Annotated in this window: 28 protein-coding genes and 1 pseudogene; 22 read left to right on the plus strand and 7 right to left on the minus strand. The window is 40.4% G+C overall.

What is annotated here, in order from left to right; translation table 11 throughout:
- Window positions 1-134 precede the first annotated feature (134 nt).
- On the minus strand, window positions 135-3,308 hold the full coding sequence (locus ABKW31_RS12420) for a M1 family aminopeptidase (protein ID WP_348616727.1): 3,174 nt from the start codon (window positions 3,306-3,308) through the stop codon (window positions 135-137).
- Window positions 3,295-4,164, minus strand: coding sequence for an ABC transporter ATP-binding protein (locus tag ABKW31_RS12425; RefSeq protein ID WP_348616728.1), 870 nt, complete (start codon window positions 4,162-4,164; stop codon window positions 3,295-3,297). The genes ABKW31_RS12420 and ABKW31_RS12425 overlap by 14 nt, the downstream gene beginning before the upstream one ends.
- Window positions 4,165-4,358: 194 nt before the next feature.
- Here ABKW31_RS12425 and ABKW31_RS12430 point away from each other — a divergent pair, with 194 nt between their 5' ends.
- The 3 genes from ABKW31_RS12430 (at window position 4,359) to ABKW31_RS12440 (ending at window position 7,477) form a co-directional block, all read left to right on the plus strand.
- Entirely contained in the window at window positions 4,359-5,900 is a 1,542-nt protein-coding gene (locus tag ABKW31_RS12430) for a histidine kinase (RefSeq protein ID WP_348616730.1), read from the plus strand.
- Window positions 5,894-6,571 carry a LytTR family DNA-binding domain-containing protein gene (locus ABKW31_RS12435; protein ID WP_348616732.1) on the plus strand — a complete coding sequence of 226 codons (678 nt, stop codon included), beginning with the start codon at window positions 5,894-5,896 and terminating at the stop codon, window positions 6,569-6,571. Before ABKW31_RS12430 ends, ABKW31_RS12435 begins: the two co-directional genes overlap by 7 nt.
- A gap of 249 nt (window positions 6,572-6,820) precedes the next feature.
- On the plus strand, window positions 6,821-7,477 hold the full coding sequence (locus tag ABKW31_RS12440) for a hypothetical protein (RefSeq protein WP_348616733.1): 657 nt from the start codon (window positions 6,821-6,823) through the stop codon (window positions 7,475-7,477).
- Window positions 7,478-7,525: 48 nt separating this feature from the next.
- On the opposite strand, the gene ABKW31_RS12445 is transcribed toward ABKW31_RS12440, so the two are convergent.
- From ABKW31_RS12445 to ABKW31_RS12455, 3 genes are all read right to left on the minus strand, one after another.
- Entirely contained in the window at window positions 7,526-7,837 is a 312-nt protein-coding gene (locus ABKW31_RS12445; RefSeq protein WP_348616735.1) for a cupin, read from the minus strand.
- Window positions 7,838-8,041: 204 nt separating this feature from the next.
- On the minus strand, window positions 8,042-8,854 hold the full coding sequence (locus tag ABKW31_RS12450; protein ID WP_348616737.1) for a DUF2145 domain-containing protein: 813 nt from the start codon (window positions 8,852-8,854) through the stop codon (window positions 8,042-8,044).
- 3 nt (window positions 8,855-8,857) lie between these two features.
- Complete coding sequence (locus ABKW31_RS12455; protein ID WP_348616738.1) at window positions 8,858-9,226, minus strand: hypothetical protein; 369 nt, start codon at window positions 9,224-9,226, stop codon at window positions 8,858-8,860.
- 135 nt (window positions 9,227-9,361) lie between these two features.
- On the opposite strand from ABKW31_RS12455, the gene ABKW31_RS12460 reads away from it, so the two are divergent.
- From ABKW31_RS12460 to ABKW31_RS12470, 3 genes are all read left to right on the plus strand, one after another.
- The gene (locus ABKW31_RS12460; RefSeq protein WP_348616740.1) at window positions 9,362-10,105 is read left to right on the plus strand and encodes a helix-turn-helix transcriptional regulator; all 744 of its coding nucleotides are present in this window, start codon (window positions 9,362-9,364) and stop codon (window positions 10,103-10,105) included.
- A gap of 208 nt (window positions 10,106-10,313) precedes the next feature.
- Window positions 10,314-10,685 carry a hypothetical protein gene (locus tag ABKW31_RS12465; protein ID WP_348616742.1) on the plus strand — a complete coding sequence of 124 codons (372 nt, stop codon included), beginning with the start codon at window positions 10,314-10,316 and terminating at the stop codon, window positions 10,683-10,685.
- A 301-nt stretch (window positions 10,686-10,986) separates the two neighbouring features.
- Complete coding sequence (locus ABKW31_RS12470) at window positions 10,987-11,988, plus strand: mechanosensitive ion channel family protein (protein WP_348616853.1); 1,002 nt, start codon at window positions 10,987-10,989, stop codon at window positions 11,986-11,988.
- 240 nt (window positions 11,989-12,228) lie between these two features.
- On the opposite strand, the gene chrA is transcribed toward ABKW31_RS12470, so the two are convergent.
- Together chrA and ABKW31_RS12480 are read right to left on the minus strand one after the other, a co-directional pair.
- Entirely contained in the window at window positions 12,229-13,413 is a 1,185-nt protein-coding gene (gene chrA, locus ABKW31_RS12475; protein WP_348616743.1) for a chromate efflux transporter, read from the minus strand.
- Between the two features lie 27 nt (window positions 13,414-13,440).
- Complete coding sequence (locus ABKW31_RS12480) at window positions 13,441-15,333, minus strand: glycoside hydrolase family 13 protein (RefSeq protein ID WP_348616745.1); 1,893 nt, start codon at window positions 15,331-15,333, stop codon at window positions 13,441-13,443.
- A gap of 511 nt (window positions 15,334-15,844) precedes the next feature.
- Here ABKW31_RS12480 and ABKW31_RS12485 point away from each other — a divergent pair.
- The 16 genes and pseudogenes from ABKW31_RS12485 (at window position 15,845) to ABKW31_RS12560 (ending at window position 24,176) form a co-directional block, all read left to right on the plus strand.
- Window positions 15,845-16,345: a ribonuclease E inhibitor RraB gene (locus ABKW31_RS12485; protein ID WP_348616747.1), complete on the plus strand. Its 501-nt coding sequence runs from the start codon at window positions 15,845-15,847 to the stop codon at window positions 16,343-16,345.
- A 69-nt stretch (window positions 16,346-16,414) separates the two neighbouring features.
- Entirely contained in the window at window positions 16,415-16,864 is a 450-nt protein-coding gene (locus ABKW31_RS12490; RefSeq protein ID WP_348616748.1) for a hypothetical protein, read from the plus strand.
- A gap of 337 nt (window positions 16,865-17,201) precedes the next feature.
- The gene (locus ABKW31_RS12495; RefSeq protein WP_348616750.1) at window positions 17,202-17,438 is read left to right on the plus strand and encodes a hypothetical protein; all 237 of its coding nucleotides are present in this window, start codon (window positions 17,202-17,204) and stop codon (window positions 17,436-17,438) included.
- A gap of 365 nt (window positions 17,439-17,803) precedes the next feature.
- Window positions 17,804-18,088, plus strand: a complete 285-nt coding sequence (locus ABKW31_RS12500) for a hypothetical protein (protein ID WP_348616752.1) — start codon at window positions 17,804-17,806, stop codon at window positions 18,086-18,088.
- A gap of 554 nt (window positions 18,089-18,642) precedes the next feature.
- Window positions 18,643-18,930 (plus strand): hypothetical protein, encoded by a 288-nt coding sequence (locus tag ABKW31_RS12505; protein WP_348616754.1) that lies wholly within the window; start codon window positions 18,643-18,645, stop codon window positions 18,928-18,930.
- Between the two features lie 251 nt (window positions 18,931-19,181).
- Window positions 19,182-19,535, plus strand: a complete 354-nt coding sequence (locus ABKW31_RS12510) for a hypothetical protein (protein WP_348616755.1) — start codon at window positions 19,182-19,184, stop codon at window positions 19,533-19,535.
- Window positions 19,536-19,619: 84 nt separating this feature from the next.
- Window positions 19,620-20,054 (plus strand): NADAR family protein, encoded by a 435-nt coding sequence (locus ABKW31_RS12515; protein ID WP_348616756.1) that lies wholly within the window; start codon window positions 19,620-19,622, stop codon window positions 20,052-20,054.
- A 30-nt stretch (window positions 20,055-20,084) separates the two neighbouring features.
- The gene (locus tag ABKW31_RS12520; RefSeq protein WP_348616757.1) at window positions 20,085-20,438 is read left to right on the plus strand and encodes a hypothetical protein; all 354 of its coding nucleotides are present in this window, start codon (window positions 20,085-20,087) and stop codon (window positions 20,436-20,438) included.
- 44 nt (window positions 20,439-20,482) lie between these two features.
- Entirely contained in the window at window positions 20,483-20,761 is a 279-nt protein-coding gene (locus ABKW31_RS12525; protein WP_348616758.1) for a hypothetical protein, read from the plus strand.
- 105 nt (window positions 20,762-20,866) lie between these two features.
- Entirely contained in the window at window positions 20,867-21,250 is a 384-nt protein-coding gene (locus ABKW31_RS12530) for a hypothetical protein (RefSeq protein WP_348616760.1), read from the plus strand.
- Window positions 21,250-21,441 (plus strand): annotated as a pseudogene (locus ABKW31_RS12535) (Txe/YoeB family addiction module toxin); the annotation flags it as partial. The gene ABKW31_RS12530 and the pseudogene ABKW31_RS12535, both read left to right, overlap by 1 nt.
- A gap of 129 nt (window positions 21,442-21,570) precedes the next feature.
- The gene (locus ABKW31_RS12540) at window positions 21,571-21,915 is read left to right on the plus strand and encodes a hypothetical protein (RefSeq protein WP_348616761.1); all 345 of its coding nucleotides are present in this window, start codon (window positions 21,571-21,573) and stop codon (window positions 21,913-21,915) included.
- Between the two features lie 33 nt (window positions 21,916-21,948).
- The gene (locus ABKW31_RS12545; RefSeq protein ID WP_348616763.1) at window positions 21,949-22,881 is read left to right on the plus strand and encodes an acyl-CoA desaturase; all 933 of its coding nucleotides are present in this window, start codon (window positions 21,949-21,951) and stop codon (window positions 22,879-22,881) included.
- A 27-nt stretch (window positions 22,882-22,908) separates the two neighbouring features.
- Window positions 22,909-23,337 carry a hypothetical protein gene (locus ABKW31_RS12550; protein ID WP_348616764.1) on the plus strand — a complete coding sequence of 143 codons (429 nt, stop codon included), beginning with the start codon at window positions 22,909-22,911 and terminating at the stop codon, window positions 23,335-23,337.
- A gap of 45 nt (window positions 23,338-23,382) precedes the next feature.
- Window positions 23,383-23,601, plus strand: coding sequence for a hypothetical protein (locus ABKW31_RS12555; RefSeq protein ID WP_348616765.1), 219 nt, complete (start codon window positions 23,383-23,385; stop codon window positions 23,599-23,601).
- Window positions 23,602-23,744: 143 nt separating this feature from the next.
- Entirely contained in the window at window positions 23,745-24,176 is a 432-nt protein-coding gene (locus tag ABKW31_RS12560; RefSeq protein ID WP_348616768.1) for a hypothetical protein, read from the plus strand.
- Window positions 24,177-24,292: the final 116 nt, after the last annotated feature.

A 24,292-nucleotide genomic window follows, 5' to 3' on the forward strand; every position in this document is an offset into this window, starting at 1 on the left:
TAGCCGCGATCTTTTCAAAAGCAAAAGCAAAAGCAAAAAAATGCGTTGTGCATACCGCCATAATTCTGTGCGACTAATTAGGATGCTGAATAATGTATAGCTCGTAGCTGAATAACATCGGTTACCGACCTCTCCTACAACAAGCCCTCAACATCTGTGCCTAACAACAGTTCATCCACTAATGCTTGATGTTGCTCATTAACTTGCTCTTTAAGTGCACGTACAAAATCCATTGAGGTGGCTGGCGTTTGTGGGTAAGCGTGTTGTTGCCATAGCTGCCTTAAAGATGCCGTGATCACTTCATCACCTAATTTGTCACGTAAGATGGCAAATACTAAGGTGGCTCGGGAATATAAGTCATGGTTTTCTGTACCATCAACTAAAGCTTGGTTTTGCTCTGTGCTGTGCATGATGGCAACTTTATATCGTTGGCGTTCATAATTAACTAGCGCTTGCATGGCTTCTTTTCCGTCATGTTGTTCAATGAGAACTAATTCAACATATTTAGCTAAGGACTCCACTAAAAACGCGCTATCTTCTAAGGCCCCATTGCCAAGGTCGTGCCCAAACCATTGGTGGGCTGTTTCGTGCACAGTGCGCCGGTAACGTTGGTCAAAACCAGCATCTTCGGAGGGCTGCGCTCGAAAGCCCACTCTATAATTGATCATCATCATCTGCGGCAGCGCATAACCTGTTGGACCGATATTGGGCATGGCAATTAAATTTAAGCGGCTGGCCCGATAAGGCGCAATATAGGTGGTCATCCAGTTGAGGGTATCTTGCATGGCTTGTAAATTGACTTGTGTGGCGGCAGAATCTTCTGGGCTATATACGCTCAATAAGGTTGAAGTTGTCTGTCTTTCGCTCTTATGTTTGGGTACCGAGAACCACACCGGGTCGTTGCGAATTGCTCCTTTGGTTTTATATTCAGCATAGTTACGGCCGTCTTTTTGCCACTGTTTTAGCAGCTCACCTTGAGCTAAGGGTACTTGCTCTGCATTGGTAGATATTATTGAATGTATACCAACCCAGTCATAGTTTATTTGGGTTGGTTGTGAAGGTTTAGGCTCAGCAAATAAACGGGAAGGCTTAACCAAATTGAAAGGTGCTAAGCCGTATTCTTGACGAAGTTGTGCATTGCGCAGTTGATATTGAGGCTGAAATCCCACTGTGGGTAACATTGCTATGCCGCGTAAATAACTGAAAGTCGGTTTAATCAACTGATGCATTACCGCCGGCCAAAGTCGTGGCTGTTTGAAGGTGAATTGGGTAGATAAGCGTAGCTGTTCACCCGGTTTAATCGCGGTCTTTAAGTCCACCATATATTGGCCGAGTTGCACATCATAGTGTTGAGTATGAGGCAGAGAGAGTTCAAGTTTATCAAGGGGCGTGGCTAGGTTATGGCCAATAAGCAAGGTATCGATAGCGTCTGCAGATTGGTTTTCTAAAGTGTAAGTGAGGATAAAGTTCGCCTCACCTTTTCGTGGAAAGATAGCAACTTCAGCATCGATATGTTTAACAGCCGGCTGCGCTACTGCGGCCCAACTGGCGTATTGTTGTTCGTAGTCAGCGCGCCACTGCTCTCGCATATCAGAGCTCATTAAGGGTCTTTCGCTACTTATGTTGTTATGCAGGTTAATGCCTATTGCAAGAGTTAGTATTAACAAGCTTGCAGCAGGTAAATTTAGCTGCCAGCGCCTATGGTTGATAAAACTATTTGTACGATGAGACCAAAGTGCGGCTAGCCATAATAGAGTGACTGTCACTGAAATCCAAAATGTCATGAAGGGCCAATATAGCGATATACTTTGTTCCAATCCCCAAAATGCATCAGCGGGTTGCAATGGTGAAGCGCCTATATTCCAGAGGGTATGGGTGAGACCCAGTGCACCACTGAGAGGGGTATACTTCATGACTAACACAGCAATACACCAGCCCACTGCCACTAGGGGCGAGCGACAAATAGTGTGCAAGGCAGTGAATATTGCACCGAGTAACAACAACGACAACGCCACCATGCTAAGTTGAGTGAGATAAGGCATCAGCTGGATTTGACTGTCGGCCAAGGTTTCGGCCATTAAACTGGCGAAAACAGTGAGCAACATTAAGAGTAAAATTAAAACACTTAAGGCTATAACGTGGCTTAACATTAAAATGCCTGAACGCACCGGCGCAGCTGAGATTAATTCAGCCATTGCCGCCTGTCGGTTACGCCAACACAGTTGCCATGACCAAAACAACACCAAAAAACAGCCCATGAGTGGCAGTACATCATCGGAAATACGATTCAGGGCATCGAGACTAGTGGGCTTTAATACTGACATTGGCTCTACGTAGTTAATACCAGACAGCACTTCATTAAACATCAGTAAGCTCCAGCCGAACAAAATAAATTGGCTCAAACGCTGTTTAACTAAAGTGGTTAACGACATATAACTTAATTGCAGTAATTGTTTTCCTGCTTTGGGGGCAATGTTAACAGGCTGGTAAGGATTAGCCGTTTGCGATACTAGTTCTCGTTTATTTGGGGGCTGAACGGGGCAGGCTGAGCTCGGTTTTAGTTTGAGGCTGATGTTAAATAAACCGGCAGCGAGGAGACAATAGAACAAACGGTTAAGATAAAAAATCACATCACCATACAATTTTGGCTCGGCGTTTTGATAGTAAGCTAACAGTGCGGTGTTACCAAAGGGATCGAGCATTCGCATGCTTTCAAATAGCCACTGATTACTTATAGAGCTGCCAGCTAACATCGGAGAGCCTGTCATGCTAGCAAGCACTAAATATGCAAGCCAAAGAGTGCAAAAAAAGGCGTATAGCACCACATTAGAGGCAAAACCTTGGGCTAAGCAGCACGCCAATGCGCTAAAGAAAGCACATGCGGGTAAGGCCATCAATGCAAAGTCCCAGAGGGTTAAACCCAGTAAAACTCCTTGAAAACCATAGTTCTGGCTTAATATAAACCACATAATCAAAAAGCTGATTAACATCTGCCCTGCACATACTACAAACAAGCTTAGCCAGCGCACAAACAAACGTCGAGTTGGGCTCTGCGGTGTCACTAATATGAGTTCAGCCATGTCGTTTGCTTGGTCGCGCAAAAATATTAATGGCGCTAATGCGCCAATGAGCAAGGGTAAACTCATCATCAACAAGGTCATGTGTAAGGCTTGCAGGCGTTTATCGGCCAAGGTGTCTAAGCCACCAATACCTATCGCAAACAAATAAGCCACTAGGGGCAAAATAATCCAAGCCAGCCAAAAAAGTGGTTGGCGCACCAGGTAGCGCCCTTCATTAATCAGTAACATTAGCGTCGCCCTTTTGTGATAATTCATAAAAGTAACGGTCTTGCAGATTGGCTTCTACCAACACGGCTTCGGCACAAGGTTGTTGGTGTGCCATGATGCGGTAGAGGGGTAAACCAAAACGATAGCTTTCACTTAATATGTGGTGTACCTCGCTTGGACGAACAGAACTTTGCCAAACACGCCCTTGCAGGTGAGTGAGTAAATTTTGCACCGCACCACTTTCAACAATTTGGCCTTCGTTAATCAGTGCCACAAAGGGGCAGAGATTTTCGACGTCTTCCACAATATGCGTCGACAGTAAAATCAACTTGTCTTGGCTGATACTGACCAATAAGGCATGTAAGCGCTGACGTTCGGCGGGGTCGAGCCCAGCAGTAGGTTCGTCCATGATCAATAAACTAGGATCGCCCAATAAGGCTTGGGCAATACCAAAACGTTGACGCATACCGCCGGAAAAGGTGGCAACTGATTTATTGGCAACAGAGGCTAGATTTGTTAACTCAAGTAAGGCAGATATTTGTTTTTTTAGTTGGGCTTTGTCGTTGATGCCTTTTAATATGGCCATGTGCTGCAATAAGGCATAACAACTCATGTGCGGATATACACCAAAATATTGTGGTAAATAACCTAATTGCTGACGCAAGGCCATGGGGTCTTTAAGCACATCAATATTGCCAAATTTAATGGCACCTTTGTCGGGTGTTTGAAGACAGGCTAAGGTGCGCATCAGGCTTGATTTTCCCGCACCATTGGGACCTAGTAAACCCACCATGCCAGACGGTAATTGCAGATTAATGTCGCGCAGTGCTTGTTTACCATCGGTGTAGGTAAGGGATAGTTGATGTATAGTCAGCATGACGTATTCCTATAAAAAATTCATCTCTACCCTAGTCATTACAAAGATGCGCAACAAGCTGGCAGTGACAAAAGGGGTGATTAATATGATGAAAATTCAGAATTGCAAAGCAAGCTGCGTAAATTTACTTTTGTCAGTAAAAACGGTAGTTTCGTCATCCATTAGCTGACTAAAACACCGGTGTCGGTCAGGCTATGTTGAAACAAGTTCAGGACGGCATCATGCAAATTCGCTGGCAACAAGGCTTACAGCACCGCTTCTATCAACGTATATCGTTGATAGTTGAAAACCAATTGGCGCTATTAGCGGCATTATTATTAGAAACTTCCATACGACATTTTGTACACTCCAGTCAAACAGGGGGAGAATTTATCTCCACTTTTTTACAATTGTTGATTGAGAGTTCGCCGCTCTTACTTTGCCATTATTTTGCCTATCAACTCCAAGGTAAACAGGCTGTTTTATTGTGGTGTTGCGGATTTTTGTTATACCCCTTGATGATTTTTAGCTTAAGTGAAGACCCTTTACCTAATACAGAATGGACCTTATTTGGCATACAACTATGGGTTTTTTTGCTGTTTGCAAGCAGCGGTTACGGCCTAAGTAGGCTGTTGGCCAAACGACATAACACCAGATCAATGCAAGTCATATCGCGATTACTTTCCTTAAACTCGGTGATATTGATGTTGTTAATTGGCTGGGCTGTGTTATCGGCAGGCATTTTTGCCTCGACCGATGATCCCTTGCGTAATCAACCCATTAAAGCGGTTATTGACAGCGAAACAGTGATTGTAAACTTTGACTATTTTGTCAGTTATTTGTGGCAGTTTTTAGTTATGGGCAGCCTAATGTTGTCTATTTATTGGCTTAATCGCTATGTTTTGATTCGCCGTGTTTTAGCCCGCAGCGGGGTGTTTGCTTACGTCGCCGCTTGCCTAATTTGTACTATTGTCATGACCCCCATCTTGGCTTCTGTGGTGTTGTGCTTACCTATGAATATTGCCGAATTTACCTTTTTGCCTTCGCAAGACTACAACATATTTTCGCCTATAAACTTTCGTTATTGTTTTGTCTTATTGGCGGTTAGTACCCCAATTATTTTAGCTTTTGAACGTCAACAACAAGATAAAGCCCTGGCTGAAATTGCCCAGCGCCAAAGTCAAACCGAGCTGCAACTGTTGCAACAGCAGGTAAATCCGCACTTTTTATTTAATACCTTAAATAATTTGTATGCTTTGACCCTAATGGGCTCCAAAAATGCCCCTACTTTGGTAATGCAGTTGGCTAACTTACTGCGTTACACGGTTTATGAAGGACAAAATCACCGCGTAAGTCTGGCGCAAGAAATCCAGTATATTCAGGATTTTTTAGCTTTACAGACAATTCGTAGTGGCGATAAATGCCAGCTCACGGTGCGTTATCCTGAACAGGCGGAATGCTGGTCTATTGCCCCCTTATTACTGATTATCTTGGTAGAAAACGCCTTCAAACATGGGGTTGAACCGAGTCAGTCTGCTTGTACAATTAATTTAGATATACAAGTCAGTGCGGGAACTTTGTTGGTGAAATGTGAAAACAGCTTGCCAAAAACCTGCAGTAAACGTTCACCCGGTATTGGTTTAGAAAACCTAAAACGTCGTTTAAGCTTGCTTTACGCAGGTAAATACCGCTTAACTAGCAAGCAACGCAACGATGTATGGCTCAGTGAATTAAGTTTGGAATTGGAACCTTGTTAAACACCTTAATTATCGACGACGAACCTTTAGCTCATGATGTGATTAAGCACCATTTTCAAGATCAGCTTGACTTTAAGACTGTCGGCAACTGCTATAACGCAACGCAAGCACTACGTTATTTGGCTAATCATCAAGTTGACTTATTGATCTTAGACATCAATATGCCAGCCTTAAGCGGTATTGAGCTATTGAAGGTATTGGTCAATCGTCCACAAGTGATCATTATAAGTGCCTACCAAGAATATGCTCTTGAAGGTTATGAACTAGACATCACTGACTATTTGTTAAAACCAGTGAGCCTACAGCGTTTTTTACTCGCTTTAGACAAGGTGCGCCGACGATTAGTAAAGCAGCCGCCGAGTATCTCAAACTACATTGTGCTAAAAGTTGATCGTGAAAGGCGCAAATTTAGTTTTGCTGATATTACCTTAATTGAAGCTTACGGAAATTATCTAAAAGTCTGGCAAGGTCAACAAGTGACGTTGGTCAGTAGCACTTTAAAGCAGTGTCTAGAGCAACTTCCACATTCGCAATTTGTGCAAGTACATAAGTCTTTTGTGGTGAATAAAAAACATGTCATCGCACTAGACAATGATTATGTGCGCCTGAGCAATGACACAGCAATAAAGCTGGGAAAATCGTTTAAGGATGGATTACATGACTTATTGTAGAACTTGCCTGCTGATATAATATTTTTTATTTGAAAAGCATAAAAAATAAACAATTTGCTTAAAATAAATATAGCTATTTAAGGGCGTCTGAAATTCAATATGCGCGGCAAATAAAGGTTTGATCTTTACTTGTCAGTTGAAAGGAATGTTCACAACGGCGCAAATCTTTGTGAATGAAAAATATAATAAAGTTTACGCAGTACAACATCAAATAGACACGCGTAACTTAGTTTAAAGGAAACTAATTCAGTGAAAAAAGTCGTCTTATTAATTAGCTTGTTTGCCATGTTGTCAGCTTGTGTAAGTACCAAAAATATAAAAATAAGTGCGGTTGATATTAAGCAGCTAAATCCTAATAACCTGGCGATAACTACTAGAGATAAGCCAGATTTTGCTGCTATGACAGCGGGAAAGGCTATGTTTGCTATGTTGGGCGCGGCGGCCATGATTGCAGCAGGTAATGATATAGTGAAAGAAAATGAAATTGATGACCCTGCCCGCTATATTCAGGCCGAGTTAGCAAAGGCATTAAATGCAAGTTATGGCTTTACACTGAGTGACAAGGCTCCAGTCACCGTGAAAACCGACAAGCCTGCCAAAATTACTGCAGCTTTTCCAGAATCGGATTTAGTGTTAGATGTTGAAACAATAAATTGGAGTTTTGCCTATTTCCCCACGGATTGGGATAACTATCGCGTGATTTATAGTGTTAAGTTGCGACTGTTTAATACTAAAACAAACACCATTGTGGCCGAAGGCTTTTGCTCTCGCGTTCCAGAGGAAGACGCCAGCGCACCTTCTTATGACGAACTATTAGTCAATAAAGCAGCAAAATTAAAAGAAGAGCTTAAAATCGCTGCAGACCAATGTATTGGCGAACTAAAAACAAAAGTGTTTAGTATTTAAGCGTAAATTTTTTCATTGGTAGTAGCGCAATATTGCGCTACTACCAATTTAAACACTCCCCTGTTTTTCAATGACCAATATTCTCGCTTCGCCTTGTGGGTGGGCAAAATGTTCAGTTCCTACTGTTGCATGGAAAATATCACCAGTTTGTAGCGTTGCACAGTGCTCGTTGCCTTCGCGACGGTAGTACATATCTACAATACCGCTTAATACCACAAATACTTCTTCCCCATCATTAACATGCCATTTGTAGGGTTGATCTGTCCAATGCAAGCGAGTGCTAATGCCATTCATGTTGGCAATGTCAAGGCCTCCCCATGCTTCGGGACTGGTATATGTCTTACTTCTAATAATTTGCATTTTTTCGGTTTAGTCAAAAACAGGATATAAGCTAAATACGATAAGGCTTATTTTACCTATTTGCCAGAGTTCGTATCGACAATTTATTGCTATTACTCTGGGCAATAGCTAATAGAGTGTCAGACCAAGGCGGTGTTATTGACTTTGAGGATAAGCGGCCATAAGCAGCAAAAATGGAATTTTTGTGCTTATAACTGCATTGTATTAACCGTCGATGGCTTGGGTAGTGCCATCGCTGTAATACGTCACCATTGAGGTGACTAAATCATATTGATTTAAATACTTTGCGATAGTAGTAAAAGTAGCTGTGGCAACTTTGCCTTTGTGATCTTTGGTGGTGATGTCGTCTTGGAATATCGAGCCTAACATTAACTTGAAACCGCTGGTGTGAACGCGCTGCGGTGTAAAATAGGCACTAGCATTGGTTTTTAACTTGCTTACGTCAGTGGTTTGGTAAATAGCCGCGTTAAGCAAGTCTAAGGTATATTCAGTACAGTTTTGAAACTGTGAATTTAAAGGGTTCGACAACACTGAATAGCGTTCGTTGTGTAATAACTTGTCTTTGCCGCTACTAATTAATTCAATTAAACGGGTTTGAATTTCTTGAGTGGGAATAATGATCCCTGCTTTTAAGTCATAAGCCCCCCAGAAAAAATCAACTGGGTAGTCGGTGATTAGTTGACTTTTTTCTAACTCACCGTCTTTTTGATATAGGTTGTGTATGGCATAACCTTGGATCACTTCGCCACTGTCTAAGGTAATATCTGAATAAATAGCAACGGCGGTATGGGTAAACTTAATGCCTTTGGGTAAGTCTTTTTCAGGGCGACCTACTCTGGCAATAATAAAAGCGCGAGCGCCTTGTGCAGCGGCATACTTTTCAACATCTTTGGCAAAACTAACAATCTGCTGCGGTTCATGACTGGGTGCTTGATTCGCCTTACTGCCTGCTGCGGCTAGTGGTGACATAGTTGTCACCACTAAACCCGCAAACATCATGAGATGTTTGATATTCATAACTTACTCCTTGTTCTCAAGGTCGGTTTTGTTGGTTTGGTTATTTTGAATGATGATGATTTGATTAGGCGCAGGATCAGCCGTTACTGTCTTTTCGCTTATCACTAAAGGCCCGTCATGAGCATGACTGCTTTTGATCTTATTACCTGATTCGGCAATAGCACTGCCGGTAACTAAACTTGTTCCACCGACTACGATAAGCGGAGCGGCTACCACCACACTGGCAACCTTGGCAGTTGATACAAGGCCTTCAGTTACGGCTAGTACACTATGTTTGCTCGCCTGAGCGCTGTGATTAACTGATCCCTCAGCATGTAAAATAAAGGTAGTACAAGAAAGGCTAAGAACCACTAGGGTGTTGATCAATTTCATGGGTATTCCTTATTAAGTTGCGTCTCAAATAAGACCTACCCACCATATTCCTTGGTAGCACTACTGTAAACGTGCTTGAAATATGTATACTAAAGCAACACCAGAAGTATAGTAATCCAATACTAAAGAGATGATATGAGTCAAATTAGCCAAATTCGTAACACCCTTAAACAGTTGCTTCGAGAGCAACAGCTTACCTATAAAGACATAGCAGAAAAGCTAGAAATGAGTGAAGCCAACATCAAACGCATATTCTCAACTAATACTTTTACCTTGGAACGCTTAGAAAAAATTTGTGAGATATTACAAATGAGTTTGTCGGACTTGTTTATTATTGCGCAAAAACAAACTCAGCAATTAAGTCAATTGACTAAAGAACAAGAGCTTGAGTTACTCGCTGATAGCAAACTATTGCTGGTGGCGGTATGTGTAAGAGATGCTTGGACCTTTGCTGAAATTATTGACTACTACGCAATTGATAAACACGAATGCATTCGTTTGCTTGCGCGACTTGATCGCTTAAAAATAATCACTCTGTTGCCCAATAATCTTTTTAAGTCGCTTATTGCCCAAGATTTTAGATGGATCCCTGGGGGGCCATTAGAGAAATTTATGGAGCAAGAAGTGATGGTGAAGTTTATGGCGCCAAAGAAAGAAGAACCTTGGACCTTTCGTTTTTATTTACGTGGGCGATATTCACAAACCTCTATCGACATTATTCAGCGCAAGCTCAATCAACTAACAAAAGAGGCAGCGGTGCTTAACCAAGAAGATGCAGAGCTACCTTTACACCAGCGTCAGCATTTTGGCTTGCTGATGGCGATGCGACCTTGGGAGCCTTCGTTATTTGAAAATTTGCGCAGAGCCAATAGTCATTAAAAAAGCACCAAACTAAGACTATACAAGTCTTCAAATGCCGATAATATAAATGGGCATAAAAGTATGCGGTACTGTATGGCTGCGATAACGCAGCCTTTTATTCAATAAGGATGTTCATGAACCTCGCGATAAAATTTCTTTCAGTCATACCAATACTTTTTTCACCCACGGTGCAAAAGCACAAGACTCCTTTACCTTCGGCCTTGGCTTGGGTACAGCGTATAGTGGTCTTGGCGCAAATATTGGTTTGTTGTCTGATCTAGACATGAAATATATTTCAGTTGGCTGTTTACGCTATACCGCAGGCAACGCGACTTGTGGCGCTGGACTTGGCTGGATAAAAACAGATTTGTTTGATACAAGTTCTAATAAACATGGTTTAGGTGTTTATATAGGTGCCGTAGGCACTGAAAACTCTTTTTATAGTTCTGAAATTATTAACGGAGTTGGGCTGGGGTATTATTACTTTTTTAATGGGATCGCTGACCCTGGGTTTAACCTAGGTTTTACTTTAGTCGCAGGTAAAGGTGATAATAGTTCCGGTGGTGGAGCCTTGTTTCAAGTGGGCTATCAATTTTAGTCCACGTTTGTTTGTCGCTCCATTTGCTTTGTTGTTGGGCTTTAAATTATTCCTGAAGCACTTAATTTGTTATAACGTATGGCTAAGCTCCTAAGTTTTGGCCACAGGTAAGCAAAATATGCAAACGCGCTTGTTCTCTATTTTATTGATTGTTATTTCTGTAGTGACGCTTTTTTCAAGCCCTGCTTACTCTGCGCCTACGGATTTCTTTGCTCAGGTAGTCGCTAATACCGACGGCAGTTTATTTGAAGCAGATAATCCCGATTCAGTTAGCATCGAAACCAACTTAATTTGGCAAGACATGCAAAATAACTGGCAGCTTTTTTTGCAAAAATTACCCATGATAGGTTTAGGCTTAGTCATTTTTATTCTGATATTTTTATTAGCTCGTCCATTATCAGAATTATTAGTCAGGCCAATTTCCTTTGTCAGTACCAGCCAACTTATTCGATTGGTCACCCGTCGTTTGATCAGCATTCTATTTATCTTATTTGGCTTTTATCTATTTTTACGTTTTGCCGGTTTAAGTGAATTTGCCGTCGCTGTGTTATCAGGTACAGGCGTTATTGGTTTAATCATAGGATTTGCTTTTAAAGACATCGCAGAAAACTTTATTTCTAGTCTGTTACTGAGTATTCAAAAGCCATTCAAAATTGACGATGTCATTGAAGTAGAAGGGCGCATTGGTGTGGTTAAACAAGTCACTGCGAGGGCAACTACCTTGGTGGATTTTGATGGTGATCATATTCAAATACCTAATGCCACGGTATACAAAAACATTATTCGTAACCTCACGGCTAACCCCAAATCACGTGGTAAGTTTGTTATTGGCATCGGTTACGAATCAAGCATTGTTGAGTCACAAAAAATTGCTTTAGCAGTGCTTAGCAACACAGAAGCTGTACTGCAAGATCCCGAACCTCAAGTATTAGTTGATGTGCTTGCCTCATCAACCGTCAATTTAAAGGTCTATTTTTGGATCAATACTCACAATCATAGCTTGCTAAAAGTCTCATCATTTTTAATGCGCACCATTATGCGTGAATTTGAAAAACACGGTATTAGTATGCCAGACGATGCGCGCGAAATTATCTTTCCGCAAGGTATTGTTGTGCATCAAGCACAGCCACCAACACTCTCTGCAGACCATGAGCCCAAAGTTAAATACGAAAAAATTGTCGACGACTCTGCCTTAGATTTGCAAGATGATGAGCAAGATGCTGACCTAGCCAGTGACGCTGACGATATACGCCAACAGGCCAAAGAAGCCCGTGACCCTGAAAAAGGCCAGAATATACTGTGATTAAAGCTGCAATGAGTGGCCAAATTACCACAATTACCCTCACATTTTCGATTAAGAATAGTAGTTCTTGACTAAAAATCTAATTTAATCAGCGATAATCGGAAATCTGTCTATATCTGATTTTTATAAGTATGTTATTGAAATTTCATCATTAAATTTATTGTGAATGTTTATTCTTTATTTTTAATGCCCTCGGGGCTTAAATCAAACGGCCTTTTGTTCCGTTTTATTGGTGAGTTGTCAAAGCCAAGCTAGGCCATAACTTATGGACAATAGAATTAACAGCACTATGGGCAGTTTCAACAAGCGATAACCGGCAAATAAGATAACAACCGCTAATACATCACTCAGCTGATTGATGCCGTGACTGACGACCGGATTCACCCATGCACTTAACAATAAACCCACTACCGCGGCATTGATGGCTGCCATAGCCCCTGCGATTGAAACTCGGGCTGACAACATGGCCCACTGCTGATGCAGTGCATACATCAATAACAAACCGGGTAAAAATAGGCTAAACGTTGCAATGGTCGCGCCAAATAGAGGGCTAGTCGGCAACAGCTGGGCACCCAAATAAGTGGCAAGAGTAAACATTGGTCCGGGCACACCTTGTGCTGCGGCATAACCAAATAAGAATTGTTCTGTGTTGAGTGAGGCTTCAATATTTTGTTGTAGCAGTGGCAACACCACATGACCTCCGCCAAAAACAAGACTACCACTTTGATAAAAGTTGGCCGCTAAACTGAGTATCGGACTATCAGTAGCGCCATAGTTAGCCTGAATAAAAATGCTGGCGATAAATAATAAGGCAAAAATAAACAGGGCCAGCCACGTTTTATGATAACTGCGGGTTTGATGGCTTACTTGAGTGGAGTTGACAAAATATTGATGGCCGAAAAAACCGATCAATCCAGCAGTAAACAAGAGTATAAATTGTAGGTAGATAGTACTGAAGCTGATGAGCAGCAACGCGCTAATTAGCGTAATACAGCGCGTGTACCACGATTGACAAAACTGTTTGGCCATGGTCAATACCGCATCTGCGACCACAACAACTGCCAATAGCAGTAAACCTTGTATCACACTGGGCATCCACCCGGCGGAAGTGGGTGATTGCATATAATGGGCTAAGCCATACATCAGGCAAAACGAAGGCAAGGTAAACCCTAAAAATGCTGCCATACCGCCAGCTAATCCACCACGGTGTAGGCCAATAGCAAAACCAACTTGACTGGAGCCTGGGCCAGGTAAAAACTGACTCACCGCGACGAGTTTGCCGTAGTCGTCTTGGCTGAGCCAATGTAAACGCTCAACAAAGGTCTTTTGAAAATAGCCTATATGCGCTGCCGGGCCACCGAAACTGATGCAGCCCAACGCCAAAAAACGCCAAAATATGCTCAGAGTATCGCGCAGTAAATTCATCAACTTATCTATAAAACAGCTTAGCGCCTATTTTGGCTGACATTCTAACATTAGCCAAGCTTGCGCAGGAATAATGGCATCACTCAGTTCGGCATAGGATTTACCACTAATAACATCGCTAAATAAACAATTATCCGGCGAAAGTTCGAAATAGCGTTCAGCATCGATGGGCATGGCCTCGGTATTTTTACTTAAAAACACCCAAAGTTGTTTGCCTTGCTCAGGTGCTTTATTGCGCCGTACAAAGCTATAAATCCCATTTTGTGGGAAAAAATGAGTCATAGTGCCCGAGGATAAAAGAGCATTATTTCTACGATAATTTAATAAGGTCTTAAGTAATGCCTGTGCTTGTTTTTGCTGCTTATTTAAACCTTCACCGGTAAATGCATTCTGACTATCGCCGGGCCAGCCGCCAGGGAAGTCACTGCGCACTAGTCCGTCATCTCGCTGCTTGGGACTTTGCATCAACACTTCAGTACCATAAAAAAACTGTGGTATACGCGGCAAAGTTGTCATCAATACCATGGCCTTGGCAAATTTAGCATAGTCATCGTCGAGCAAAGAAAAGAGTCTGGCGGTGTCATGGTTACCTTCAAATAATACGAGTTTGTCGGGTGCTGGGTAATTACCGTCGTTTGCCAAAGACTGATAAAGTTTAATCCAGCCCTCATCCCAACTTTCGTCTTCATTCAGGGCTGCTAAAAGTGCGTAGTAAGTAGGAAAATCCATCATGCTTGGCATGCTACCCACATAGCCGTCTATATTTTGTTTACCCTGCTGCCAATACGATACGATCAGCGGATTTGCGCTCCATTCTTCTCCGACCATGGTGAAGTTAGGATACTCAGCAAGAATACGTTTTGCCCATTGACTAAGAAAGGTTTTGTCAGCATAGCTGTAGGTATCTTCACGAATACCAGAAAGCCCCGCGTATTCTATCCACCAAATACTGTTTTGAATCAGATAATTAGCCAGTAGGGCGTGTTTTTGATTCAAATCAGGCATGGTTGGAACAAACCATCCACTGACAAAGGCGGTTTTATCAATATTAGAGGTGTAAGGGTCTTGCACGGTATTACGCGCATGATTGGTGGGCGTGAATACGCCCTTATTGTTTATCCAGTTAGCATCTGGTAAGTCTTTCATCCACCAGTGGTCTAGGCCTATATGATTAAGTACGATATCTTTAATCACACCGATGCCTCTGGTTTTCGCATCTTGAACAAAGTCGCGATAATCCTGATTGCTGCCAAAACGCGGATCAATATGATAAAGGTCAGTAGCAGCATAGCCATGATAGGAATAACGTTGGCCATTGTTTTCAGTCAGCGGCGTTGACCATATCTGAGTAAAGCCCATATCTTGAATATAAGGCAAGGCTTTAACTAAACCTTCAATATCACCACCATGGCGCCCACTTGGCTCACTGCGTTGTGGCAACTCGAGAGTGTCGGTTGATGCATCATTATTTGGATTGCCATTGACGAATCTGTCGGGTACCACTAAATAGATAGCATCACTTTGATTGAAACCTTGGCGCTGCGCAGAGCCGACCTCACGACTTTTTAACTCATAAACATAGTCAAAAGAGAGCCCCGTGGGCATTGGGCTAAACCGCAAGTTAAGTTGCCCAGGTATGGTTTGTTTTGCGATATTTAGGCTTACAAATAAGTAATTAGGATTGTCTACCACTTCCGTTTTAATAACGCTAACCCCAGGGTAGTCAACACTGACTTTACTGTGGCTGATATTCTCACCATACACTAACAATTGAACCTCGGGATTCGCCATGCCAGTCCACCAAAATAGTGGTTCTACTCGCTCAATAGAAGCGGCGTGTGCAACGGCACTCAAACTGAAAATAACAAAGTAAAAAGTCGTCTTAATTGAACGTAAAGCGTAGGCAGATTTATTCGCCATGCTGACTCCTGAGATGAATTATTTTTTATCACCACATTGTATGCACTGAAACAGTGAAAGGCGAACTACTGCAAACGTATGTTGTGAAATGAATAAGCTATTTGCATTCTGACGTTGAAATTGAGGTTTGAGTATTATTCGACAATAAATTGTACTTGGTTGGATTTTATCTGGGCAACTGATGCTTGCCAACTGCCACTATGCAAACAAGTCATTCTAAAGCTGGACAGATCAAATAATACAATCGCCTGTACTCAAAATCTTTGCTAGCCAATTGTCATGTTGATTTTCAGATAAAATAGCAGGTTCGAACACTCATGTTTGACCATATTGAAGCACCAAGACTTAGGCAAAAATGCATCCTCGCTATAACCGCTTATTTACACAGTCAAAACAACACTTGCGATAAACTGCAATATCTTGGAATTTATCCGGTTTTGCATCGCAAAAACTCTAATTGTAAATAAAATTTACCTGTACAAGGCCTTAAAGCCCGTGCTAAAAAAGCTAGGTGCAAAAATCTGCAAGGCAGCCGTATTTAGCAACCACGATTAAAAACGGAACGTTTACAGAGATTAATATTGTTATATTACAAGGAAGGTTTGTGTTTAGAATTCTATTATTTATATTAGCGCTTTTATTGGTCATGAGTTGTGCTACCAAACAGGTAGAGACTGAATCGTCATTATTTAGTTACATAGAAAATGATCAAAGTTTAATTGAGTTGCTCATCCAACAAGGCTCAAATGCTAACAAACAACACTGGGTAAGCTTTATGGTTGATTGCAAAACTGAGGCGCAAGTTGTTGAAATAATAGAAAAAGCAAAAGTAGTTGGCTTTGAAGATGGTTACATATCTTATTCTGCAAAACGTAAACTTTGGTCTTCATCTTTAAGTGCTCCGATGAAATTAAATTTAATTGAAATTTCTGCGTATAGAGCAAAATTAATGCCCTTAATACCCACCAACACGTGTGATGGGGTTGGTTGGGGCGCTTCAGTCGTCAAGTAACTTAACAAGCCATTTAGGCAGAACTTTTAACAGTTGGCTATGTTCCGCTTAATTTGGAGTTAACGTCACATGAATTCTGAAAATATGTGTATGCAGGAAGTCTTTAAAAGAATTAAGAAACTTTTATACGGTATTAATTACGAAGTTAGCTTCTTTCTATATGGACCGGAGGATTCAGATCTAAGTTTGATTGAGGTGTTAAAGAGGCAAGTCTCCGGTAAATGTGAATTAACAGGCGTAGTGCAAAGTTCTGCTAAAGAGGCGATTGATGACATTTCTGAAAAAGTACTCTATGAAGGAAGCACTGGTTCAGGCCCCTTGAAAATTGAGTCGAAGAAGAAAGAATTAACTAGTTTACTAAATGAGTTTTTCAATTTTATTAGCTTTGAAGAAGCAGAAATTGTTTGTGAGTTCGGACTTAGGCAAGGCCATCCTGCATATCCTGTTTTTTGGGATTTTGCTTACGACATCCACTCTCAAAATCGGAGGTGGATACTAATTGGCTCAAGTAGTGACTAGCTATAACTAGCCCATGAACTACTGGCTAAAACACCGCTACGCGGAAAGCGCTGGACTCATAATCACTGGCGCGTATATTCTCCGGTTATGGAATCGTTAAAGTAGCTTGAGGCTGACTAATGCACGGATATAAGAAACATACTAGTCTGCGGCCTTTTTTTAGGTTCCTTTTAGGCGGCCTAATCACATATTTCATTTTTATAGTTTTAAATGCAGGTTTGAAGAATATTTACGATCTTATTGAAAGCGTTTGGTATTTAGTTTTTTGTTCTATTGGCATATTGTTCTTCGGATACTTAAGTTTATTTGGTCGAGCTCCAAGGCTAATGGTTAAAATATGCCTAAGAATGAACATAGCGGAAAGGAAAATGTGGAAAAAGTTAAAAATGAAATACTCGAAATGAATTGTTATTTTGCCAACTGTAACTCTAACAAGCTGCTAAAGTTTGCAGCAAAAAACGCTGCGGGACAGTTACTCGCTGGCTCCGCCAAAACCACTCGCAACAGCTCCTTAGCAGAGCGTTATATGCCAAAACATGAGTTTAGAAAAGAACCGATAAAGCTATTCTTATGAAGAATTACAAATTCTCGCTGTACAATTTGGTTATTGCAGTGGTTATTTTAGTTTGGGGGTTGAGTGATCCTCAATATGATGATGGTAGTTACGGCTCCCTATATTTTTTTGTGCTGCCGTTTTTTGCATTTATATTTGTCGGGTCAGGTGAGTTGTTAAACCAAATTAATTCCGAGATATTACCAACGATTCATATGGTTTTGACTTTCGTAATTGGTATGTTGTTTAGCTTGGCAATTGATGTTTTATTTCGGTCGATAAAACAGAGGATGAATCATGGCAAATAACAATATGATGAAGATGGGTTTGTCACAAGAGCGGTGCCAAATCGCTTATGCAAAGTGTTATGTTTATCTGGTAAGTTTATGAAATTGGAACTCGGGAAAAGTTATAAATACGGATTTTTCATTTTACTTGTTACGTGGGCACTATTTTCATTTTTGCCCTTTCCAAATACGCCAGACAATCCTGCTTTTTTAGGATTTTCTTTAACAATCTTAATAATGGTGATTTATCAGGCTTATTCTGGAGTCGCTATTGATAGGTCTTGGGTAGCCAGTATTTCTTGGCGTCAAAACAAAAAGGAATTTTTTGCTATTTTAATAGGCCAAACTTTAATCGCTATTTTTGCCGCTGTACAAGCGTACTAATAAGCATGGATAAACATAACAAAAACATTATTTCGCTCGCAAGCTCGCTGGAACTTCGTGCAGTATAGCCAGCAAGTAATTACCCTATATGTGAAGCGTTAAATACCTAAGGACAGATTCGGTGAAATTAAAGTGTTCGGTGAAATTGCAACTTTTAATGCTAAGCCCTATCTACCCGATATCATTCAACTTAATTATGATGTCAATATTCTATTCTGGTATGCAACTAGACCGCATTACTAATCTAACGTTAGCTGTAATTGGTGGCTCATTGGTTATTGTTTTGGTTGGTCTTTTGCTACCAAGAAACAAGTTAATTTTATGGAGTGTATTTTGTGTTTTGTCACATTTAGCATATTGGTATCTTTTATCTCCATTTGTTAAAGGCACTGGAAATTACCTTGGGGATTTTGGGGCATGGTATGGTTTAATTTTGTCCGTTCTTGTACCTATTATTTTGAGCTGGTGCGCACAACGGTATTTAACAAGGCGCCCAAGCAGCGACGCGCAAACAACGCGCGGCATGTATAAAAAGCGTTAGCTACTAGGTTGATATGAAAGCAATATTAATAAGAGGTGTACTGTTTTTTATATTTGTTGTAGGTGGCTCATACCTGTTTGAAGTTTCATATTTAGGAGCTGCAATTTTGTTGACTGTTGTGTGTTTTCTGGGGGCGGTAGTTACAGAAGGCGAGTATATGCCGGGTGAGATCGATAATCCTGATGGCACTGAATTGCATCCTTACAAGTTATTGGCTGGTATTGCTGTAACCTTGGTTTTATTGATATTACTTGCTTATCTTTTTCCTTATTTAAACGAGTTTGGTGTATATGGTAGCTAACAAAAACATAATGGCGGGAATTTTACTCGCTGAAAACACTCATAAAATCCCCTGCTTGGGGCGTTGAAGCTTAGAAAAAGGTCGAAGCCAAAAAACTATCGTGTTTTGAGTTAAATCTATTTACTGTTTAATGGTTTAAGCTGTCAAGACATCAAGTAGCAACGGGTTTTAAAAGGTTATTTTGACCGATTTTGTTGTTTAATTTTAAGTCGAGGGTTTTTCTGCACCCTCGTTAGGTATTTGAAGGGAACATGGAACGTATAAATCACAATATAAGTTTTCTTTTAATTTCTGCCGTTTTCGCGGTCGGAATTGTTAGCTTTGGAGCTTACTTTATCTTGGCTCCATTTGAAGAAATTCAACGAGAATTTGATGCACAACTGCCATTATGGATTTCTTGGGTTTTCCCATCTTTTCGTTTTTGGTGGCTTATGCCTTTTGCATTGTTGATTGTGTTTGCTTGCTCACTCAATTCAAAAATAAAAAACACCCTAATATTCAACCAATTTTCTGTTCGTGCATCTATTGCAGGCTTTCTTGCTTCGGTCATACTCATTGTTTTTTCAGTTGCCGCTATATACTGGCCTGTGATGCAAAGCACCTAATAAAAACATCATGGTAGGAATTTTATTCGCTGAAAATGTGCACCTAAAATCTCCACATGCAAAGCTTTATATTGCAATGAAAGCATGACTATCTTTTTCTATACCAAGATTGATGAATATGGAGAATTTTCTAACTTCTCGAAGCATGGTATCGAATTAGACAATGTCTGGTGGCCTTCAGTTGAGCATTATTTTCAAGCTCAAAAGTTTGAGAATGCTGATTATCGAGAAAAAATCAGAACAGCTTATACTTCCAAACAGGCTGCTGAACTAGGCAGAAGTAGAAGTGTTCCTTTGCGCAGTGATTGGGAAGTTGTGAAAGATGAAATAATGTATCAGGCAGTTTTACATAAGTTTAAAACTCATGCTTCATTAGCTGAATTACTTCTTTCGACTGGTAAACAAGATATCGTTGAAAATGCGCCAGGAGACTATTACTGGGGTTGCGGTAAAGACGGCAGTGGCTTGAATAAGTTGGGTAATATACTTGTCAAAGTTCGGGCACAAATTGCAATATAACAAATTCATAATGGTGGGAATATTAATTTAATGTTTAGAGCTTCAGTGTTAGTAGTGCTACTTACTGTCCTTTCGGGTTGTGACTTTGAGGTTCCAGGAGCGGATCAGAAATTTGGCACTCAGAATTTTGTTTCAGCAGTATCAATTATTGAATTACACAGACTTAGGAATGGGTCATATCCATTAACATTGAAAGATCTTGAATTCCTGGGTGATTGGGATGGTATTTGGTTGTCTGCTGTACGCTACGAAAGAAATGCAGAGGGGTACAATCTATTTTTGGAGCGTGGTTGGGCTGGTAAACCAACCTTAGTGTTTCCGGAAAAATTTAAACAAGGCCTTGGCATTCTGGAAACAAATGTAAAATGGTCGAGTGAAAATTAAACATAACAATTTTATTTGATGCGATATCAGCCAAGGAGTAAGGTTTGAGTTTTGAAAAGCTACCACTACATGATGCTATTCTGCAGCAGATTACGATTGATTGGGAAAACTCGGTAACAACATTTAACTTGCTGGGATTCTTGAAAGTATCAAAACTTGCATCACCATGCAGTCTCAAATTTAACGGTGTTACGGATTTTCGATGCCCCAGAAATAATGATTGGGGCTTGTCAAATTTGATACTCGATTCTTCCTTTACGAATGGCGAGTACCATATACAAATGCAAAGTGGCGACACTATTTCAATAAAGGCAAACGGCTAAGAGTTTAAGTAGATTAGCTCATTGCGAGTTTATTAAGTTTGCCCAGCAGCTTGGGCATGGGCGCTTAAACTGCAAACGGCCCATACATAATTGTTAAGTGCCATTATGAATATCAAATTACAAACTAATACCGAAGACCCTAAATTAGAATTTCTCATTATTGAAAAATATGATGACCAATCTGGTTTTGGATCAACAATAAGTGTTGTATCAAATGGCTTTTCTTCGAAAGTATTCGCTACTTTTGAGCAATGGCCAATGAGTGAATTTATTAGCCAGCTTCAAGTCTGTAACAATTATTTGTCTGGTTCTGCCACTCTGAAACCTCAATGGGACAATTGGTTTATAACCTTTACCGTCAAGCCTAATGGTCACGTAGTTGTCAATGGCTTACTTTGCGCATACGAGCAAGAGTTAAAGTTTGAATTTACAACCGACCAAACGTGTTTAAATAGTCTCATTAAAGATTTTCAATTATGGGGCAATTAAAAACTCTAAAACGTATTAACTGACTAACAAGTGGTGCTAAAAAAACACCGGTTGAGGGTATTGGCAAACCAGAGCCCTTAAAAGATGACCTCTGAGGCTTTTGCTCACGTCGGAGAGACGATACAACTAGACCGGTTTATGAAGTAGACAACCCTAGATTAACTATTATCTCTTGTGATTATCATCACTAGTGGTAAATGTAGCTAGCAAAGTGTTCAACTCCGACTCAGTAATGCTTTACCTGCTTTGCAAATATACGCAATATAACCGCCAGCATGACTAAGGCGGCTAACGCATGTTAGTCCAATTAAGGAGGGTTGATGAAATCAAAAAAAATATTGTGGAAAGTTACAGCGTTTTTGATCGTGTGTTTTTTGTTATCAAATCCAGAGTTATTTTCTTTAGCATTATTTATTGATGCGATTGGAATTGAAATATTTGTAATACTTTTAGAGGTGCAAATCATTGCAATTGGAGGGTATTATTTTCGAGTGTGGTTTAAACCTGTAATTAAACCTTTTTATATGTTTATTATTAAACATGACCCTTATTTTTTCATCCCAACGAGAACGATAGTAAAAGAGTGTCCGGCACTTTGTTTTCATGCAGTACCGTTCCTAGTTGCAACAATTGTTGGCATTTCACTAACTAAATATCTAAGTTGAGCTTAAATATGGCTAACAAGGAAGCTACTGCAAATGATGGAACCTGTAAGGCGAATAAAAGATATCGATTATAAAGAATTAGTTGGCACGGTCAGATATGACTATCCGAAAGCTCTTTGGAATTTAGGTATGCTTTTCACCGGTATTTTATTGGCCCCATTTACCTTTTCACTTGAAGCTCTTGCGCTGTTCACTATTTCTACCTATCTATCATTATTGGTCGGTCATAGCGTTGGGATGCACAGAATGATGATACATAGAACTTTCGATTGTCCTAGACTAATTCAAAACTTACTTATTTATATCGGTGTACTGGTTGGAATGTCTGGTCCATTTGGCATTATTAGAATTCATGACATTAGAGATTGGGCGCAAAGAAAATCAGAATGCCCTGCGTTTTTTTCACACACTGAGAGTTATTTTAAAGACCTTTGGTGGCAACTTACTTCAAGATTTGAGTTTGAACGTCCACCGGAGGTTCAGATTGAATTCAAGTTTGCAAAAGATAAGTTTATTGTCTTTCTCGAAAAATCATGGCGATGGCATCAACTTATGTTGGCCCTTATTTTGTTTACAATTGGTGGCGTCAGTTTTGTAGTTTGGGGTGTCTGTTTGAGAATAGGTGTAAGCGTTGTTGGGCATTGGAGTATTACATATTTCTGTCACAATCCGGGGCCGGGTAAATGGAGAGTTAAGGGTGCAGGTGTGCAAGCTTCAAATATTTCCGGATTAGGATTGCTAACATATGGTGAATGTTGGCATAACAATCATCATGCATTTCCTGAGTCCGCTAAAATTGGTTTAGAAAAAGGGCAGGTAGATCCAGCATGGTGGTTTATCGTTTTACTAAGTAAGTTAGGTATCGCCAGTAATATTAGAACTCCACGACCTATGGATGAAAGAGAAGATCTGTATCATGTTAGCGTACAAAAACTTAAAGCTGACATAAATAAAGAGCAATTTTAGCCAATTCAATAAGTGGTAGGAGGCTTAGTGTTAAACCCAGATTTTCCCGTAGTTGAGGGTAAATATCAATTTACTAAATTTTGGAATATTACACTTCCTTCGCAGTTTAATCGAAGAATAGAAGATCAAGATATCGTCATCTGGAAACCAGGATTTACTATTTATCTTGCAGTATGGAATAACGATAGAAACCTTTCTCGCGATGATTTATTTGCTGACGTTATAAAAGATATAGCGATTGAAGCATTTGATATCAATTTAAAGAAGCACGAAAAAGTGACATTGTTTTCATATAGATTGAATGAAAATATGGGCGATCAGCGAGCAGCAGCTTTATATTGCTATGCAGTTTCAGCTGATGATTTTGTGCAATCAGTGATGTACTTCGACAATGAAAATGATGTCGAATTTGCAGTTAAAATTTGGGAGTCATTCAAGTTTGAAATCGCCTCTTAACAAATTGGGCAATGTTACTTTATTTCAACCAAAGGAGTCGTATTAATGAAATATCTATTAGTGACCGTTTTTCTTTTTTTAAACGGTTGCTCTAGCATTATCGAGCATGAGTCAAAAATACAAGTCGGACAAAGTTCTTCTTATTGCAATCAATTAAGAATGCAATGTTCAGCTAACCCAGGAGATATTGTCGGCTCAAATGGGCAATACGCCGAATGGCAAAATATAGATGGGTCTATTGGTTGTTCATGTAACACTCAATAGCGAGCTAGTGAGTATCAACACATAGTGCTTCAATGCAATTTTCGGCAAGGCGTGGAGAGTTTATTAATGTCTGTTATAACGCAGTGGTACTGCCCTCAATTCGCAGTCCCCGTTTCGTCTGCACATGCTGCCGCTAGTTACCTATGAAACTTAAACGTGTAATTTACGAGCTGTTTGAAATTGATTTTTGCTCGCTTTGCGGGCAAGCAGATTCTGCAGAGCATGAAATAGATCGTGAAATTTACTTGGAATTTGAAACGGGGGAAAAATTCTATTTTTCTTGGTGTAATGAGCCAGAGCAATATTGCATTGGGTTCAAACCTGAAAGGTTCAACAAAAACGAACCTGAGTGTGTTATCGATGCGAGTAGCTGGCAAGTTTGGCATGAGCTTATCGGGCAGGAAATATCCTTTATGTTTACTGATGAGTCACATCAGATTTTAGAGCTAAAAAGTCTATCGTCATCGGTGTATTTATCAAGCCAAGAAAGAGGTTCTTGGGGCGCTGACGTATTACATATATCTAAAGGCTTGCCGCTCATTATTCATAAACAAAGCTCTCAAACAGTCAAATAACAGCGGGCTGTTGTTTGTGTCCCATTCACTTTTGCCAACTATTACTCGACCCTTAAGGTCGTGTCATTTTCACTCCGCGCTTGGCAAGGTTAAAATAACCTTCCTAGAGGGTATTA

The organism is Paraglaciecola sp. 25GB23A (assembly GCF_040012495.1).
GTDB lineage: Bacteria > Pseudomonadota > Gammaproteobacteria > Enterobacterales > Alteromonadaceae > Paraglaciecola.